Annotated in this window: 14 protein-coding genes; 7 read left to right on the top strand and 7 right to left on the bottom strand. The window is 39.0% G+C overall.

All coding sequences use genetic code 11. The annotated features are described in order from the left end of the window. Nucleotides 1–8 precede the first annotated feature (8 nt). Genes J4Q03_RS06915 through J4Q03_RS06900 form a run of 4 tightly spaced genes read right to left on the bottom strand, consistent with a single transcriptional unit; the run spans nt 9 to nt 2,725 of the window. Nucleotides 9–359 (bottom strand): TerB family tellurite resistance protein, encoded by a 351-nt coding sequence (locus J4Q03_RS06915; protein ID WP_426047475.1) that lies wholly within the window; start codon nt 357–359, stop codon nt 9–11. 2 nt (nt 360–361) lie between these two features. After that, nucleotides 362–1,042, bottom strand: a complete 681-nt coding sequence (locus J4Q03_RS06910; RefSeq protein ID WP_426047474.1) for a DUF6058 family natural product biosynthesis protein — start codon at nt 1,040–1,042, stop codon at nt 362–364. Between the two features lie 3 nt (nt 1,043–1,045). After that, nucleotides 1,046–2,155 carry a BT_3928 family protein gene (locus tag J4Q03_RS06905; protein WP_426047473.1) on the bottom strand — a complete coding sequence of 370 codons (1,110 nt, stop codon included), beginning with the start codon at nt 2,153–2,155 and terminating at the stop codon, nt 1,046–1,048. A gap of 6 nt (nt 2,156–2,161) precedes the next feature. Next, entirely contained in the window at nt 2,162–2,725 is a 564-nt protein-coding gene (locus tag J4Q03_RS06900) for a DUF1599 domain-containing protein (RefSeq protein WP_426047472.1), read from the bottom strand. Nucleotides 2,726–3,212: 487 nt separating this feature from the next. Between J4Q03_RS06900 and folP the strand changes: the two genes are divergently transcribed. The 7 genes from folP to ilvA all read left to right on the top strand — a co-directional run bounded on the left by folP (nt 3,213) and on the right by ilvA (nt 11,500). After that, nucleotides 3,213–3,992, top strand: coding sequence for a dihydropteroate synthase (gene folP / locus J4Q03_RS06895; protein ID WP_426047471.1), 780 nt, complete (start codon nt 3,213–3,215; stop codon nt 3,990–3,992). Between the two features lie 340 nt (nt 3,993–4,332). Continuing rightward, on the top strand, nt 4,333–5,205 hold the full coding sequence (gene ilvE / locus J4Q03_RS06890; RefSeq protein ID WP_426047470.1) for a branched-chain-amino-acid transaminase: 873 nt from the start codon (nt 4,333–4,335) through the stop codon (nt 5,203–5,205). 199 nt (nt 5,206–5,404) lie between these two features. After that, nucleotides 5,405–7,099: a dihydroxy-acid dehydratase gene (gene ilvD, locus J4Q03_RS06885; protein ID WP_426047469.1), complete on the top strand. Its 1,695-nt coding sequence runs from the start codon at nt 5,405–5,407 to the stop codon at nt 7,097–7,099. Between the two features lie 7 nt (nt 7,100–7,106). Continuing rightward, nucleotides 7,107–8,834: a biosynthetic-type acetolactate synthase large subunit gene (gene ilvB, locus J4Q03_RS06880; protein ID WP_426047468.1), complete on the top strand. Its 1,728-nt coding sequence runs from the start codon at nt 7,107–7,109 to the stop codon at nt 8,832–8,834. Between the two features lie 19 nt (nt 8,835–8,853). Then, on the top strand, nt 8,854–9,135 hold the full coding sequence (locus J4Q03_RS06875; RefSeq protein ID WP_426047467.1) for a hypothetical protein: 282 nt from the start codon (nt 8,854–8,856) through the stop codon (nt 9,133–9,135). 49 nt (nt 9,136–9,184) lie between these two features. After that, on the top strand, nt 9,185–10,231 hold the full coding sequence (ilvC, locus tag J4Q03_RS06870) for a ketol-acid reductoisomerase (RefSeq protein WP_426047466.1): 1,047 nt from the start codon (nt 9,185–9,187) through the stop codon (nt 10,229–10,231). Nucleotides 10,232–10,243: 12 nt separating this feature from the next. Further along, on the top strand, nt 10,244–11,500 hold the full coding sequence (gene ilvA, locus J4Q03_RS06865) for a threonine ammonia-lyase IlvA (protein ID WP_426047465.1): 1,257 nt from the start codon (nt 10,244–10,246) through the stop codon (nt 11,498–11,500). A gap of 401 nt (nt 11,501–11,901) precedes the next feature. On the opposite strand, the gene J4Q03_RS06860 is transcribed toward ilvA, so the two are convergent. Genes J4Q03_RS06860 through J4Q03_RS06850 form a run of 3 tightly spaced genes read right to left on the bottom strand, consistent with a single transcriptional unit; the run spans nt 11,902 to nt 16,062 of the window. Further along, nucleotides 11,902–13,371, bottom strand: coding sequence for a M20/M25/M40 family metallo-hydrolase (locus J4Q03_RS06860; RefSeq protein WP_426047464.1), 1,470 nt, complete (start codon nt 13,369–13,371; stop codon nt 11,902–11,904). A 9-nt stretch (nt 13,372–13,380) separates the two neighbouring features. Beyond that, nucleotides 13,381–13,617 (bottom strand): hypothetical protein, encoded by a 237-nt coding sequence (locus tag J4Q03_RS06855; protein ID WP_426047463.1) that lies wholly within the window; start codon nt 13,615–13,617, stop codon nt 13,381–13,383. A gap of 30 nt (nt 13,618–13,647) precedes the next feature. Then, complete coding sequence (locus tag J4Q03_RS06850; protein WP_426047462.1) at nt 13,648–16,062, bottom strand: hypothetical protein; 2,415 nt, start codon at nt 16,060–16,062, stop codon at nt 13,648–13,650. Between the last annotated feature and the right edge of the window lie 231 nt (nt 16,063–16,293).

The raw sequence follows: 16,293 nt of genomic DNA, 5'->3' as shown, positions 1-16,293 counted from the left end.
GTGTGTTTCTATGCTAAATTCCAGAGGTTTTTCAAAAGCTTATAGAAAGTATGTTCTTCGTCTGTTACTTTATTGTCTGCTTTGATCAGTGTTTTAGCAAATTTTGCAAATTTTACACGCTCTTCCTCTGTAGAATCATCATGGAAGCATCTTGCATGAAATTCAAAATGATCTTTCCATTCTTCAGGTTTTAGAAGAGCCAGGGTTTCCAGTTCATTGTCAAGATTCATTCTGAACGGAAATTCGTCTGCCATATACTGCTGAACAAGCATTCCTTCCTCAGGAGCAAATTCTCCGTCCACAGAAGAAAGAATCATTAAAAGATGATAACCGGCGATGGATTTATTTGATTTTTGCATATTTAGTAATTCTTTATTAAATGATTTAAATTATTTTTTTCTAAAATTTTATCGAGATATTTTCCTCTGCTGCTTGTTTCCCTTTGATAGGGCGCAAATTTTGAAGCTACTTCATTAAATTCTTCATTTAATTTCATGAGCTCCTCTTTTTCATTATTACTAAGTGTCTTTTGAGAAAATAGGGAATTGAATTGTATTAATTTCTTTACAATAATTTCCTTTTTTACAATTTCTTCTTCAGTTGAATGATGGGTACAGATTCCATAAATACCTTTACAGTAAGCATCCCATTCCTCCTCAAAAATTTCATTTATCTTTTGCTGATCTTCAATATCATTTTCCGAAACATGATAATAAGCAAAATTTCTATCGGGATGTTCCATTAAGTCACGAATGAATTTCTCTTTAAATTCAGCTTTATATTGTAGAGAATTCTCCAGATTTTGATGTTCCTGAATCAGTTGAATACAATTTTTACTGAAATATTTTTCGGTGATCTCACTTTGGAATTCATCATTCAAAGATGAAGTAATTTTTATATTGTGAGTAATAACATAAGAAGCGTCCGGGACTAAATGTTTTTGAATAAGTATATTAAGCTCATCTTTGGTGATGCCGGTTATAGCGCATACATTATTTTCAGTAATGTAATTTTCATTAATATATCTGAAATTCTTTTCCATCACTTATTTTGTATAGTCTTTTGCAGGTTGCTTATCCACAATTTTTCCTTTCTCAAGTATCAATACAAACGGATTGCTTCTGGCAATAGTTTTGATGGCAGTTCCGTCCATCATGGCATTTTTAATGGTTTTGAAAGTATTGGGTTCTGTAGAAATACCGTAGATTACAGCTCCTTTTTGGGCATTTACTTTGGCTTCAACTTTCTGGATAAGTTCAGCGGAAACCTCTTTTGGGTGATAAGAAAAAACAAGCACGGCTTTTGGTGCATTGATGATCTCATCCGTCAGGTCTACTCCTGTAGGATCTTCAATTTTGAACTTTACGATCTCTGATTTATAACCCTCTTTGGTCAGAACAGATTCATTTTTCCCTTCCTCAATTTTCCATGGAGAACCTTCTGCCCAGTATTTTGTTTCTTTAATATAATCATCCTGATTAACCTTTAAGACTTCTCCTGTCTTCTGGTTTTTAAGAGAGTAAAAAGTCTTATATTCAGAAGGGTTTTTATTGATCTTTTCCTTTTCGGCCTTCATGTCGGTACCGGTTTTATAATCCCGGAAATCGATCAGCGGCTCATGTATGATTCCCTGAGCCATAATGTACATCATAATCACAGAAAAAAGGCCTAAAAGAATATATTTGAACTTACCTGAAGATTCTTTCGTACTGTTGTCGTAAGGATCTTTTTTACTGATTTCCTTTCTGTAAAGTATGAACAGGATAATAAGGCCGGCAAGAAGCACAATATCCTTAATAAAGCTCTGCCAAGGGGTAAACTTTATTGCATCTCCAAAACATCCGCAGTCTGTCACCACATTGAAATAGGCGGAATAAAAAGTAAGGAACCCAAAAAAGATACAAAGGGCAATTAACGCTGAAAGAGTAAATTTAAGCTTCAGTTTCAGCAGCAGCATAAATCCTAGGAAAAGCTCCAGGACAACCACAATGATCGAGAACAGAAGCGCAAATTTTTCCAGAAACGGCATATTGAAAACCGGTGGTGCAAAATATTCTTCCATTTTGAAAGAAAATCCCACCAGATCCACAGCCTTTACAAAGCCTGAAAGAATGAAGATAACAGCAATAATAAAGCGTAATAAACCTTTGATCATAGTATTTTATTTTGGGGTTTCGGAAATATTTTCTTTTTCAGAGAACTTGATCAGGCAGAAAACAGCATAATTGAGCATATCGAAATAATTCGCATCCAGCCCTTCAGAAACAATGGTTTTCCCCTGGTTATCCTCAATCTGTTTCGTTCTCAGTACTTTCTGATAAATAAGGTCAGTGATAGAAGAAATTCTCATATCTCTCCATGCTTCACCGTAGTCATGGTTCTTTTTTTCCATTAAAGCCTGGGCATCATTCGCATATTTGTCGTAAAGATTCAAGATTTCCTCCTTATTTTCATTAAAATCATTCGAAAACCCTTTTTCAAGCTGAATAAGTCCGATGATAGAATAGTTCACAATTGCCACGAATTCATCCTCCTCGCTTTCATCCACCATTTTTTTATCCGTCATCTGAAGCGTACGGATTCTGTTTACCTTGATGTAAATCTGATCCGTAATGGAGCTGGGTCTCAAAACCCTCCACGCGGCTCCGTAATCCTGTAATTTTTTACTGAAAAGGTCACGGCACTGACTGATAACTTTCCCGAACTGTACTGATGTTTTTGACATAAATTCTCTTAATCTCCCAAATATACGAATTCGGTTTTAGGTAGCGGGAATCGGGAATTGATTTTTGTCAGAGTTTGGAATTCTGAGTTGGAGAGTTTGAGGGCGGGAGGGTTTTTAGAGTTGTGGGATGCAGGTTTCAAAGTGAAAATGTTTGAGCGTTTTAGTGTGGAAGGGTTTTTAGTTGCTGGTTTTTGTTTGGAAAATTTTAAAAGGAAGAGATTCTAAGTTTAATATCTGTCTGAAAAATACCTGTTTCTACCAAGCTTTATTAACGAATACCAAACCAACAACTGACAAATGATACCTAGCAACATTCCACAATAAGTCTTAATTTTGCAGAATATCATTATCTATCAATCATCATTTATCAATCATAAACAAAAGCATGTTCTCCCAAACTCCCAAACTCTCAAACCCTCCCGCCCTCAAACCTTTCCATTCCATCAATTGCAATGGAAGATTGGTAGAGCTAAGTGTCCCAAAAATAATGGGCATCCTTAACCTTACACCGGATTCATTTTCAGACGGCGGGAAATTTAACACTGAGAAATCAGCGCTGGGGCATGCAGAAAACCTTTTGAAAGACGGAGCGGAGATCATTGACATCGGGCCGCAGTCCACACGCCCGAATGCTGAATTTTTGAGCAGTAAAGAGGAAATAACCAGAATTGGAAGTATGATTTCCATGATCAAAAAAGAATTTCCCGAAGTACTGATATCACTGGATACGTTCTATGCTGAAACCGTAAAGTTCGGATTTAATGAAGGAATTGACATGATCAACGATATTTCCGGCGGACAATATGATGATAAAATGTTTGATATTGCCGGTGAAACGAAGCTTCCTTACATTCTGATGCATGTGAATCCATCTTATGAGACGATGCATGACAAAGTTAAATTTGAAGATATTACACTGGGTGTCAACCGTTATTTTGCTGAAAAGACCAATGAACTTCTTGAAAAAGGAGTAAAAGATATCATCCTCGACCCCGGTTTTGGTTTTGGGAAAACAGTAGAGGATCAGATGAAAATGATCAGCGAAACGGAGTATTTAGGTTTCGGAAGATTCCCTTTACTGATAGGTGTTTCCAGAAAATCTTTTATCTATAAACCACTTGGGAAATCTCCCTTGGATATCAATGAAGAAACACAGAAACTTCATATGAAGATGTTGGGGCAGGGAGCTAAAATTCTCAGAGTACATGATGTAGCGGAAACCGCAATAACGATCAGACAATTTTGTAAAAAAAATAAAAAATGTTAAAAAAGCTTGCTCAGTATTTAAAAATTATTACATTTGCAGTATGAATTTTACGAATCAGAAAAATATTATTGTCATTTCTAACATTATTGTTGTCATTAACAACAGTAAAGAAGCGGCATTGTAAAAATATTTTAATTTAAATTATATATAAGCCGTTTCATATTGAAGCGGCTTTTTTTATTTCACGAATTATGTATCAGTTATTAACAGTAATTATTATCGTCATTATTATTCCCTTGCATTGGTGAGAAGGATAGAGTATGACCGTACATATTTAAGCCCTCTCACATCGTGAGAGGGCTTTTTTTATACCCATTTGTTAATTTTTAAATCTTATACAATGTATTACAACGACAAAACGATCGTGTATTTTGATGGAAACTTCCTTAAGGCCGGAGAGGCTGGAATGGATCTCTACGGACAGTCACTTCATTACGGTTACTCCGTTTTTGAAGGGATAAAATCTTACAATACCGATCACGGAACCAGAATCTTTAAAGCAGAAGAGCATTACGAAAGATTGAAAAGATCAGCAGAGCTGATGTATATCCCGTTTAACTATTCAGTCAGTCAGTTGACAGATCTCACCTATGAGCTTTTAGAACGCAACGGATTTAAAGATGCTTATATCCGTCCATTGGTAACCTGTTCGCCCAATATGTCTCTTTCAAAAGGTAAAAAATCCTACCTCTCTCTGCTTGCCTGGGAATGGAGTAACGGCTATCTCGCAGACAAAATGAAAATCATGACCTCAGGATTTCAACGCCCGAATCCTAATGCTTTTAAAGTGGAAGCCAAAGTGGGTGGGCATTACGTCAATTCTATTCTTGCCTGCCAGGACGCCAAAGACAAAGGTTATGACGAAGCCCTGTTACTCGATGAACACGGAAATGTCGCTGAAAGTTCAGGCGCTAATATATTCTACGAAAAAGATGGAACATTATTTACGCCCGCAAAAGGAAGCATCTTGCCGGGTATCACAAGACAGACGGTGTTTGAAATATGCAGTGAATTGAATATTCCCGTTAGAGAAACTTTTTTCAAACCTGAAGATATGAAAGGTGCGGATGCCGCTTTCTTTTGTGGTACGGCAGCTGAAATTGTAGCGTTGGATTCTTTGGATGACGTCCCCTTCACCAAAAACTGGGGAGATACAGCAAGTGCGAAGATACAGCAGGCCTATCTGAAACTGGTAAGACTTCTGTCATTGTAAATTTTAAGAATTTAAATATTTGATAACCAGTTACTTATTTCTGCTTTTTAAACAGTTGAATATTGTAATTTTTATAAAAGTGAAAATGAAAAAGATATTACAAGCTGTAGTTTTGGGTCAAAATTAAGTTAAAGCTCCATTTAAATTCCGAAAAAATCAAAATTTTTGATATCACGCTGAGAAATGATAAAAACAGCAAATGCAGAAAAATATGTTAAATAAATATTCAAAAACATTCACACAAAACAGCGAACAGCCCGCCGCAAAAGCAATGCTTTATGGAATAGGCTTTACAGAAGAAGATATGTACAAGGCTCAGATTGGTATTGCCAGTATGGGATATGACGGAAATACCTGCAATATGCATCTCAATGATCTTGCGAAAGTAGTAAAAAAAGGAACCTGGAATCATGGTCTTGCAGGATTGATATTCAATACCATAGGGGTAAGCGACGGGATGAGTAACGGCACAGACGGGATGCGGTATTCACTGGTAAGCCGTGACGTGATAGCAGACAGTATCGAAGCCATCTGCGGGGCACAGTATTATGACGGAATCATTGCATTACCGGGATGTGACAAGAATATGCCGGGAACTATTATCGCCATGGGAAGACTGGACAGACCATCCATCATGGTGTACGGAGGAACAATAGCTCCGGGGTGCTATAAGGAGGAACCGCTTAATATCGTTTCGGCCTTTGAAGCTTTGGGTAAAAAAATTGCCGGGGAAATTTCAGAAGAAGATTTCAACGGAGTGATTAAAAATTCCTGCCCCGGAGCAGGAGCATGTGGCGGAATGTATACGGCCAATACCATGTCTTCAGCCATAGAAGCATTAGGGATGAGTCTTCCGTATTCATCTTCCAATCCTGCACTGAGCCCCGAAAAACAGAAGGAATGCCTTGAAGCAGGAAAATATATTAAAATATTACTGGAAAAAGATATCAAACCTTCAGATATTATGACCCGTAAGGCTTTTGAAAATGCACTTCGTCTGATCATCATTCTTGGAGGCAGTACCAATGCCGTTCTGCATTTTATAGCAATGGCAAAAAGTGTTGGTGTTTCCGTAACTCAGGATGATTTCCAGAAAATGAGTGACATCACACCGGTATTGGCAGATCTTAAGCCCAGCGGAAAATATCTGATGCAGGATCTTCATAACCATGGCGGAACACCTGCCGTCATGAAATATTTACTGGAAGAAGGTTTACTGCATGGTGACTGTTTAACGGTTACCGGAAAAACCATTGCTGAAAATCTTGAGAATGTCCCGAGCCTTGATTTTTCAAAACAGAAAATCATCAGACCCTTATCAAACCCGATCAAAGAAACAGGACACCTGAGAATACTGTATGGAAACCTCGCTGAAAAAGGGAGTGTGGCCAAGATCACCGGAAAAGAAGGTGAAAAATTTTCAGGAAAAGCAAGAGTATTCGATGGCGAAAAAGATCTGATTAAAGGAATTGAAAACGGAAGAGTTCAGCACGGAGACGTCATTGTAATCCGCCATGAAGGGCCCAAAGGAGCACCGGGAATGCCGGAAATGCTGAAACCTACCAGCGCTCTGATCGGTGCAGGTCTTGGGGGAAGTGTAGCTTTAATTACTGATGGAAGATTCAGTGGCGGAACCCATGGCTTTGTAGTAGGGCACATCACACCAGAAGCCTATGAAGGCGGTCTCATTGCTTTTGTAGAGGACAATGACCTTATTGAAATTGACGCAGTCAACAATACCATACAGCTCAAAGTTTCCGAACAGGAAATCGAGCAGCGAAAGAAAGGATGGCAAAAACCTGAACTTAAAGTAAAAAAAGGATTGCTGTACAAATATGCACTCACCGTGTCATCAGCCGCAGAAGGCTGTGTAACAGATGAAATCACTCAATAAAAATACAATGAAGAACCTAAATGTATCCACAGAAACAGAAATCAGCGGCAGCCGGATCATCCTTGAAGCATTTCTTCAGGAAGGAGTAAAAACCATATTCGGATATCCGGGTGGTGCCATTATTCCTATCTATGATGCCCTTTACGACTATAAAGATCAGCTGGAACATATCTTGGTCCGTCACGAACAGGGAGCAGTCCATGCAGCGCAGGGTCTTGCCAGAGTATCAGGAGAAGTGGGAGTGGTATTAGCAACAAGTGGCCCGGGAGCAACCAATCTTGTAACAGGATTGGCCGATGCACTCCTGGATAATACGCCTATTGTATGCATCACGGGACAGGTTTTTGAACACCTTTTGGGAACCGATGCTTTTCAGGAAATAGATGTCATGAACGTCACCAGCCCCGTTACCAAGTGGAATTACCAGGTAACCGATGCCGATGAACTTTCTGAAGTATTGGCCAAAGCATTCTACATCGCAAGATCGGGAAGGCCCGGCCCTGTATTAATTGATGTCACGAAAAATGCCCAGCTGCAAAAGGTTTTCAATAGAGGCTATACACCTTGTGATTCTTTGAGAAGCTACAGACCGAACCCTGTTCCCAATAGGGATAATATTGAAAAAGCTGTCTTTCTGATTAATCATGCAGAAAAACCATTCATTATTGCCGGACAGGGAATTATGCTGGGAAAAGCAGAGGAGGAGTTTTTACAGTTTGCTGAGAAATCAGGGATTCCGGTGGCATGGACAGTTTTAGGAATGAGTGCAATTCCAACGGATCATCCACAGGCGGTAGGCATGGTAGGAATGCATGGAAACTACGGTCCCAATATCCTTACCAACGAATGTGATGTCCTGATTGCCGTGGGAATGCGCTTTGATGACCGCGTGACCGGAAGACTGGACCAGTATGCGAAGCAGGCTAAAATCATCCATTTGGACATTGACAAAGCAGAGATCAATAAAAATGTAAAAGTTGAGATTCCTGTTCTTGGAAACTGCAAAGAAACCCTACCGCTTCTCACACAGTTGATAGAATCAGGGGAGCATACAGAATGGCACCAAAAATTTAAAGATTGCTATGAAATTGAACATCGTAAGCTGATAAGCCATGAACTTTATCCTTCAGAAGGAGAAATTACGATGGGAGAAGTGATCCGTCAACTGAACGAAATGACTCAAGGTGGAGCTGTAATTGTAACCGATGTAGGACAGCACCAGATGGCTACCTGCAGATATTCAGCTTTTAAGCATTCCAGAAGTAATATTACCAGCGGAGGATTGGGAACCATGGGATTCTGCCTTCCTGCTGCAATTGGTGCGGCTTATGGAGGAACGAACCGTCCCGTTATTGCGGTGATGGGTGATGGAGGCGCGCAAATGAATATTCAGGAATTGGGAACACTGATGCAGTATCAGCCCGACATCAAGATTCTGATTCTTAATAACTGCTATCTCGGAATGGTAAGGCAGTGGCAGGAACTGTTCCACGAAGAAAGATATTCCTCGGTAGATATTCAGAGCCCGGATTTTGTGCAGGTGGCTAAAGGATATCATATATCGGGAAGAAAAGTAATTCAGAGGGAAGAACTGGAAGCGGGGTTAAGTGAAATGCTTCATCATAAAGGAGCTTTCCTGTTGGAAGTAATGACGGGGAAAGAGCACAATGTTTTCCCGATGATCCCTCAGGGGAAAAGCGTTTCAGAGATTGTACTGACCAACAATAAGACATAACAATATAAAATAGAAAAAGATGAAATCAGAAAACAGAGAATATACCATAACAGCCTATACGGAAGATTATCTGGGGCTGATAGGCAGGATCAATGCTATTTTTTCAAGGAGAAGAATTTCTATTGTGAATTTTAATGCAGGACCTTGTGAAATCAAAAAAGTGAAAAAGTTTGTGATCGTTATTAGAGAAACGGAAGAAGCGGTACAGAAGATCACCCAACAAATGGAAAAACAGGTAGATGTACTGGAAGTGCATTATCACAAAAACCCATATCTGACAGCGGTATTACATGCGAGCTGAAGATTAATACAATCAAAAATTATAATTAATAATAAATAAAATTTTAAAAATGGCAAAATTGAATTTTGGCGGAGTAGAAGAAAATGTAGTAACAAGAGAAGAGTTCCCATTACAGAAAGCCCAGGAAGTACTGAAAGATGAAATTGTAGCTGTAATTGGCTATGGCGTACAGGGACCCGGACAGGCACTTAACCAGAAAGACAACGGAATCAATGTGATTGTCGGTCAGAGGAAAAACTCAAAATCCTGGGATAAGGCAGTGGCAGACGGTTTTGTACCCGGGGAAACATTATTTGAAATAGAAGAAGCTCTGCAGAAAGGAACGATTATTTGCTATCTCTTAAGTGATGCAGCCCAGATCGAATACTGGCCGAAAGTTAAACAACATCTTACCCCTGGAAAAGCACTGTATTTTTCACATGGTTTCGGAATCACTTTTAATGAAAGAACAGGAATTATTCCGCCTGCTGAGGTTGATGTATTTCTTGTTGCACCCAAAGGATCCGGAACATCATTGAGGAGAATGTTTCTCCAGGATCGCGGACTGAACAGCAGTTTTGCCGTATATCAGGATGCCACCGGAAAAGCAAGAGAAAGAGTGACTGCGTTGGGAATAGCCATCGGAAGCGGTTATTTATTTGAAACAGATTTTAAAAAAGAAGTATTCAGTGACCTTGCAGGAGAAAGGGGAACATTGATGGGTGCCGTACAGGGAATATTTGCTGCACAATATGATGTATTGAGGAAAAACGGGCACAGCCCTTCCGAAGCATTTAATGAAACAGTGGAAGAACTGACCCAGTCATTAATGCCGTTGGTTGCAGAAAACGGTATGGACTGGATGTATGCGAACTGCAGTACCACAGCACAAAGAGGAGCACTGGACTGGTGGAAACGTTTCAGAGATGCCACTTCTCCTTTATTTGAAGAATTGTATGAAAGTGTTGCCAAAGGAGATGAAGCCCAGCGTTCCATCGACAGCAACAGCAAACACGATTACAGGGAAAAACTGGAAGTAGAACTGACTGAGCTTAGAGAAAGCGAAATGTGGAGAGCAGGCAAGACCGTCCGAAGTCTCAGACCAGAGAACAATTAATCATAAAAAACAATGGAAGAAACCTATCCTTCTGTTTTGGACAATGTCTATAAAGCAGCAAAAAGACTCAGAAATGTAGTGGTAAGAACACCTTTGGCGATTAATAATAACCTCTCTAACATTTATGAGGCGAAGATAAGCTTTAAAAGAGAAGATCTGCAGCGTGTGAGATCTTATAAAATCAGGGGAGCTTACAATAAAATGGCCGTGATGTCTGCTGAAAATCTTGCCCGAGGTGTGGTTTGTGCGAGTGCCGGAAACCATGCTCAGGGAGTCGCTTTTGCGTGCAGTACGATGAAGGTGAAAGGAACTATTTTCATGCCTTTGCCCACACCGGGACAGAAGCTGGAACAAGTGAGGATGTTTGGAGGGAATGATATAGATATTGTGCTTTACGGGGATACTTTCGATGAAGCTAAAGATGCCGCAGTGAAGTTCTGTAAAGAGAATCAGGGAATATTTATCCATCCTTTTGATGATCAGGATATTATTGATGGCCAGGCTACGGCAGCGCTGGAGATTCTTGAGCAGTCAGATGATCCTGTTGATTATCTTTTTCTTCCGGTTGGAGGTGGTGGCCTGGCTGCAGGTGTGTGTTCTGTATTCAGGGAACTGTCACCACATACGAAAATTATTGGGGTAGAACCTTCTGCAGCGGCCAGTATGAAAAAAGCACTGGAAAAAGGAGAACCTGTACTTCTTGAAAAGATCAGCCGTTTTGTGGATGGAGCTGCCGTACAGAGAGTGGGTAACCTTAATTTCGAACTTTGTAAAGATGTGCTGCACGATATGGCTTTAGTGGATGAAGGTATGGTTTGCGAAACCATTCTTTCCCTCTACAATAAAGATGCCGTAGTAGTGGAACCTGCCGGGGCTCTTTCTGTGGCGGCACTCGAAAAATATAAAGATCAGATCAGAGGAAAGAATGTAATCTGTATCATTAGTGGAAGCAATAATGATATTACCCGCATGGAAGAGATTAAAGAAAAAGCTCTTCTTCATGCAGGATTAAAGCATTATTTCCTGGTAAGATTTGCACAGCGTCCGGGAGCCCTGAAAACCTTTGTGATGAATGTTTTAGGACCGAATGATGATATCACTTTTTTTGAATACACACAAAAAAATTCAAAGGAGAAAGGCATTGCTGTTTTAGGAATTGGATTGAAGAATAGTGAAGATTTTACTCCGCTGCTCAATAACATGAAGAAGTATGACTTTTTTGTCAATTATCTGAATAATGATCCGTCTTTAATGAATTTGCTTATTTAACCTGAATTCGGGATAAGGATAAAATTAAACGCAAGGATAAACAAAGCTTTAAAAAGCATTCATTTGATTTTTTAAGATAGACAGAGCCGTTTCACTTATTGGTAAGCAATACAGGGAAATATATTGGTCTTACTTTGCTAAATGAAATGCCCTTGTTTTTCTTATTAACATGTCAAAAAATCTACTTTGTTTGCCTTTACGATAAAAATACAATTGTTTTAAGGTATTTCTTATCCCGAACTCAGGTTATTTAAAATGATGTCTGTCATTGCGAACCGTAGGTGAAGCAATCTCATTGATAGATAAAATAAAGAGTAAAGAGATTGCTTCGTCGCTGCGCTCCTCGCAATGACCGCAAAAATAAAAGTATCGGCGGCCCATTCGGGCCGCCGATACTTTTATTATCTCTCAAGCGTAAAATTAGAAATAACTTTCGGGCGTTCAGCCTCATTGGCTACTTTCCAGGATGTTCTGTACATCCATTCCGTCATTTTATAAAGCTTTTTGTAATTGATATTTTCAGATTCATCCTGAGGGGTGTGGTACTGATCATGCAGTACACTGGTGAAAAATATCGCCGGAATCCCGATTTTTGCATACGGTAAATGATCACTTCTGAAGTAAAAATACTCTGCGTGATTCGGAGAATCCCAGTCTTTCAGGTATTTGAATTTTGTACTTTCATTATTGGCATCCCCAGCCATTTTCACCAATTCTTCAGAATTTTTATGCGGGTCATTTCCACCCAGAAGAGCGGCTTCGTTATTGTCATTTCTGCCGATCATATCGCCGTTCAGAACAGCTGCGATCTTTTCTTTTGGAACGACTGGATGGGCGGCGTGCCATCTTGAACCTAATAATCCTCTTTCTTCAGCTCCATGAAAAACAAACAGTATACTTCTTTTCGCGGGTTGTTTTCTATAAGCTCTGGCCATGGCAAGCATTGCGACGCAAGTACTGGCATTATCGTCGGCACCATTATAGATCGTGTCATTTTTTACAGGATGTCTGATTCCGTCATGATCCTGATGGCCACTCAGCAAAACATATTCTTCCTTAAGCTTAGGATCTGTTCCTTCAATTTTTCCGATGATATTTACTGACGGATATTTGTAGGTTTCTGTGATGAGATTCAGAGCTACTTTAGGATTGTTTTTTACCCAGCCTGCATTTTCTCTTTTGAGCCATAAAACAGGAATATTATCTGTTATTTTCTCTCTCAGGCCTTCCACACCATAGGTTCCTCTTGTCATTTGAGGAAGAACTTCCACCCAGCTTTTTTCAGAAATATCATCGGTAATGAAGATAACTGCTTTTGCTCCCAGTTCATAGGCGTTCTTATAATATTTAGCCCTTACAAATCCTGGATATCTTCTTACGAAAAGAGTCATTTCCTTGTCAATGTTTTTGTCGGAAGCATTAACGGCAAGAACCTTTCCTTTGATATTCAGTTTGGAAAGTTCCTCAGGTTCTGCACTTCCGACATACACGATATCAGCATCAATCACTGTATTTACAGGTTCTGCAACAAGGAAATCTTTCCACAGTTTAAGGTTGTTTTCTCCGATTCTTAAACTGCTTTGAGGGGTCACCTGATGTCTGTACATGTCAAAAAACTGGAAGAATGTACCATTGTCACCGGCGGGTTTCATTCCCGCTTCTTTTGCTTTGTCGGCAAGCCACATCGAAACTTTTAATTCATCTAAAGTTCCAGCTTCACGTCCCCAGAACTGATCTGCAGCCAGTTCATACATATCTTTCCTTAAATCGGTTTCTTTGAGGGCAGAGACCAATGGTTTCTTATAATTCTGAGCATCCGCAAAACTGAACAGGAGCATACTCAATATAGAGAATACGTAGTTTTTATTCATCTAAAATTTTTAATTGAAGTTAGCCAATTTATCTGAGAATTGTTTTGAAAATTCTTTTCTGTCTTCCTCCAGTTTTTCCTGTTCAACAGGAAGGATATAATTAAAAAGGACTTTATCTTCATGGTCAAGAAATATAATTTCCTTTTCATTGCCATCGATCATCTGTGAGAAAATCTCCCACATTGAAGTACCTTTTATTTTTAATAATTCAAAAAACTGTTCCGCTTTTATTTCTATTCGCTGCATGTTTCGTTTTTATGTATTTATAAATATGGTTTAAAATTCTAATAGTTTCAGCTTGAACTGAATGGCAAAATTCTGTTTGAAATTGGGAGTGGTGTAGTAGCCAACTCTGTAGAACAGTCCTAAATTAAAATAACTTGACAGGAAATTATTCCATTCAAGGCCCACTTCCTGGTAAAGGTGATCCAGTTTCCTGAATTTAAACTCATGATATTCCGGATGCTTCATATCTCCGATTGTTCCTCTTAATACAAAATCAAAGCTCGAAATATTCTGTCCGAAACTTTTGAAATACAAAGGAAGCTTGTGGGTGAAATAATAGGCAACGAATTTATCATTGTAATACTTTCCGCCCTCCAGCGTTGCAAAACCAAGGTAAGATGTAAAGTTAAAATTAAAATCTTTTCTCGGTGAAGCCAGTCCGTTCATGGTAAAATGCTTCCAGATAGGTGCTTCTCCCAGTACAATTCCTCCATACAGCCTGAATCCGGTGGTTCCGAGCATCGTCTTGAAATTGTGTACAAAAAGGGCATCAAAACGGGTATAATTGAAATCCCCGCCCAAAACTTTGTAACTCTGCTCATAGTTGAAATACAGCTCGGGATATTTCTGATCGATGATGGATTTTCCCTGGGGGGTCATGATATTCGTAGAATTTGGGGAATATTTTAAGGTAAATAGCGTATTGAAATTATCAAATTCGCCGCCTTTTCCCCTAAACTCATAATCAAATTTAGCTTCTTCAATATTTCTTTTGGCTGCAAAGACCAAAGTCAGTCCGTTTGTAACATCGTTCAGATAGGATAGGGAAGCACCTCTGTAATGATAGTATTTATCATTGTTGATGTTATTTCCGTAATTCATTGTTCTCATCTTGAAATTCCACAGTCGTCTGTAGAATTCTCCCGATGCCGTTACGTCATTATAATATTCAGCTCTGAAAAATGAATTTTTATCCAGAGAGGTCTTAATATCAAGACCAATCCCATATTTCCATTTATCATCTTTAAAACCATAGGCGAAATAATAGTCCGGTGAAAAATAAGGATTAAAAGTTTCGTTAAGCTTTGCTTTTAAGCCTAATCTGAAACCTTCATATAAGTTATAATTCACAATTTCATCTACTGCAAAATCTACAATTCCCATCCGGATCTGCCCATTGATAAGTCCCGTCAGGATTTTTGCTTTGCTGTCGATATTATACTTTTTGCCCAAGCTGTCTATAGTAGTATATGTATTGCTTTCCCTTTCTGTGAGAGGATCGGTTCTGTACTGATCCAGAAGGTGTCCGTCTGCATTTTTCACCGAAAATGTATAACCCTTAAAATCATTCCGGTTTTCTTCAATAGGCGATCTGAAGTCAAAATAAGTGGAAGTGAGAAAAGCGTACGTTCCGAAGCTGGTCCTGTCTTTCTTTTCAGGATGTTCTTCCGTTTTTTCTTTGTTTTCCTCTTCCATGGCCACCCTGCTCATTCTGAGTTTTACCTTTTCCTGTGCCAGGAACCATTTGTTATTATAGAAAATCCAGGTACTCGTAATGATACCGTCATTCTTGTTCTTGCTGAAGTTCTCGATCTTCTGGATACCGTAGGTCTCGGTGTCTATATAGATCGCGCCATTGTATTTTCTCCTTTTATCGGGTTTTTTATAATTTACCTCACGGAAACGGATCACGAAAGTTTTTCTTCCGTTCACTTCAATGGTATCCGAAAGAAAAAAACGGTAAAGTCCTCTGTTTTCCTGCTTGATCTGGTTGGGAATTTTATCCCGGTTGCTCTGCTGGATAGCGATCATTTCGTAGATAGGCTGCTTAAGGCCGGAAATCCTGTTGTCCAGAATATTGATCTTTTCGCCATATTGTTTGGAATATAAAAACTCCTGGGCCCTTTCCCACAGAAAGAGTTTGCTTTTTGAAAAAATCTGTTTGGCGGAGATGTTATTTAATGAATCTTTTTCCCTCTTTTTCTTGAAAAACTGAGTGTCATTAAAGAACTGATTAAACTGATTAATACTGTCCTGATCAATGTCCAGGGATATTTTTTCGTAGGATTTAAAAGTATAGGAATCTAAACTTTTAGGTGAATTGTCTTTGAAGAGCCTGTTTACTTTCTTTAAGATCTCAATAGCCCGGGGATCACTTCGGTCTTCGATGACCACCTCTTCAATATCAGTTGTTTTTGAGGTTTTTTTCAGCAAAGAAACTTGCATATCTGCTTCAACAGATACTATTTCTTTCTGGTATTTTTCCGCCTGGATCTCCAGAGTACTGCATGAGGATTTAAATTCCAGGGTGCCCTGCGTATCCGTAAAGCCTAAAACCTTTCCCTCACACGAAATTTTGGCGTTGGATATCGGCTTCTGGTCGGTTTCGTCAATGACCTTAATCCTTGATTGGGTAAAACCAAAGAAAGAGATCATTAAAAACAATAAAGCTAAAACCCTTTTCATGTAAAAACTAAGTAAAAGTAGTAATATTTCTTGTGTTGAGAAAGTTTTTATGATTTGTTAATATATTGATTTCATCTAAGCCATCCGGGAAAAATAAATAAAAAAAAGAGGCTGTCTCAAAAGGGGCAGTCTTTTTTTGTGTCTCAAAGTTTGCGATCTACAATTTTTCAGGTTTAGATTTCCGTTATTTGTTTTTTCAGGAATTTTTTTGATATTTTAGTAAAAAGCAGG

Source organism: Chryseobacterium sp. NFX27, from assembly GCF_049887855.1.
In the GTDB taxonomy this organism is placed as follows: Bacteria; Bacteroidota; Bacteroidia; order Flavobacteriales; family Weeksellaceae; genus Chryseobacterium.
Note: the sequence above shows the minus strand (reverse complement) of the source record. Positions and strands in the feature narration are given on the sequence as shown.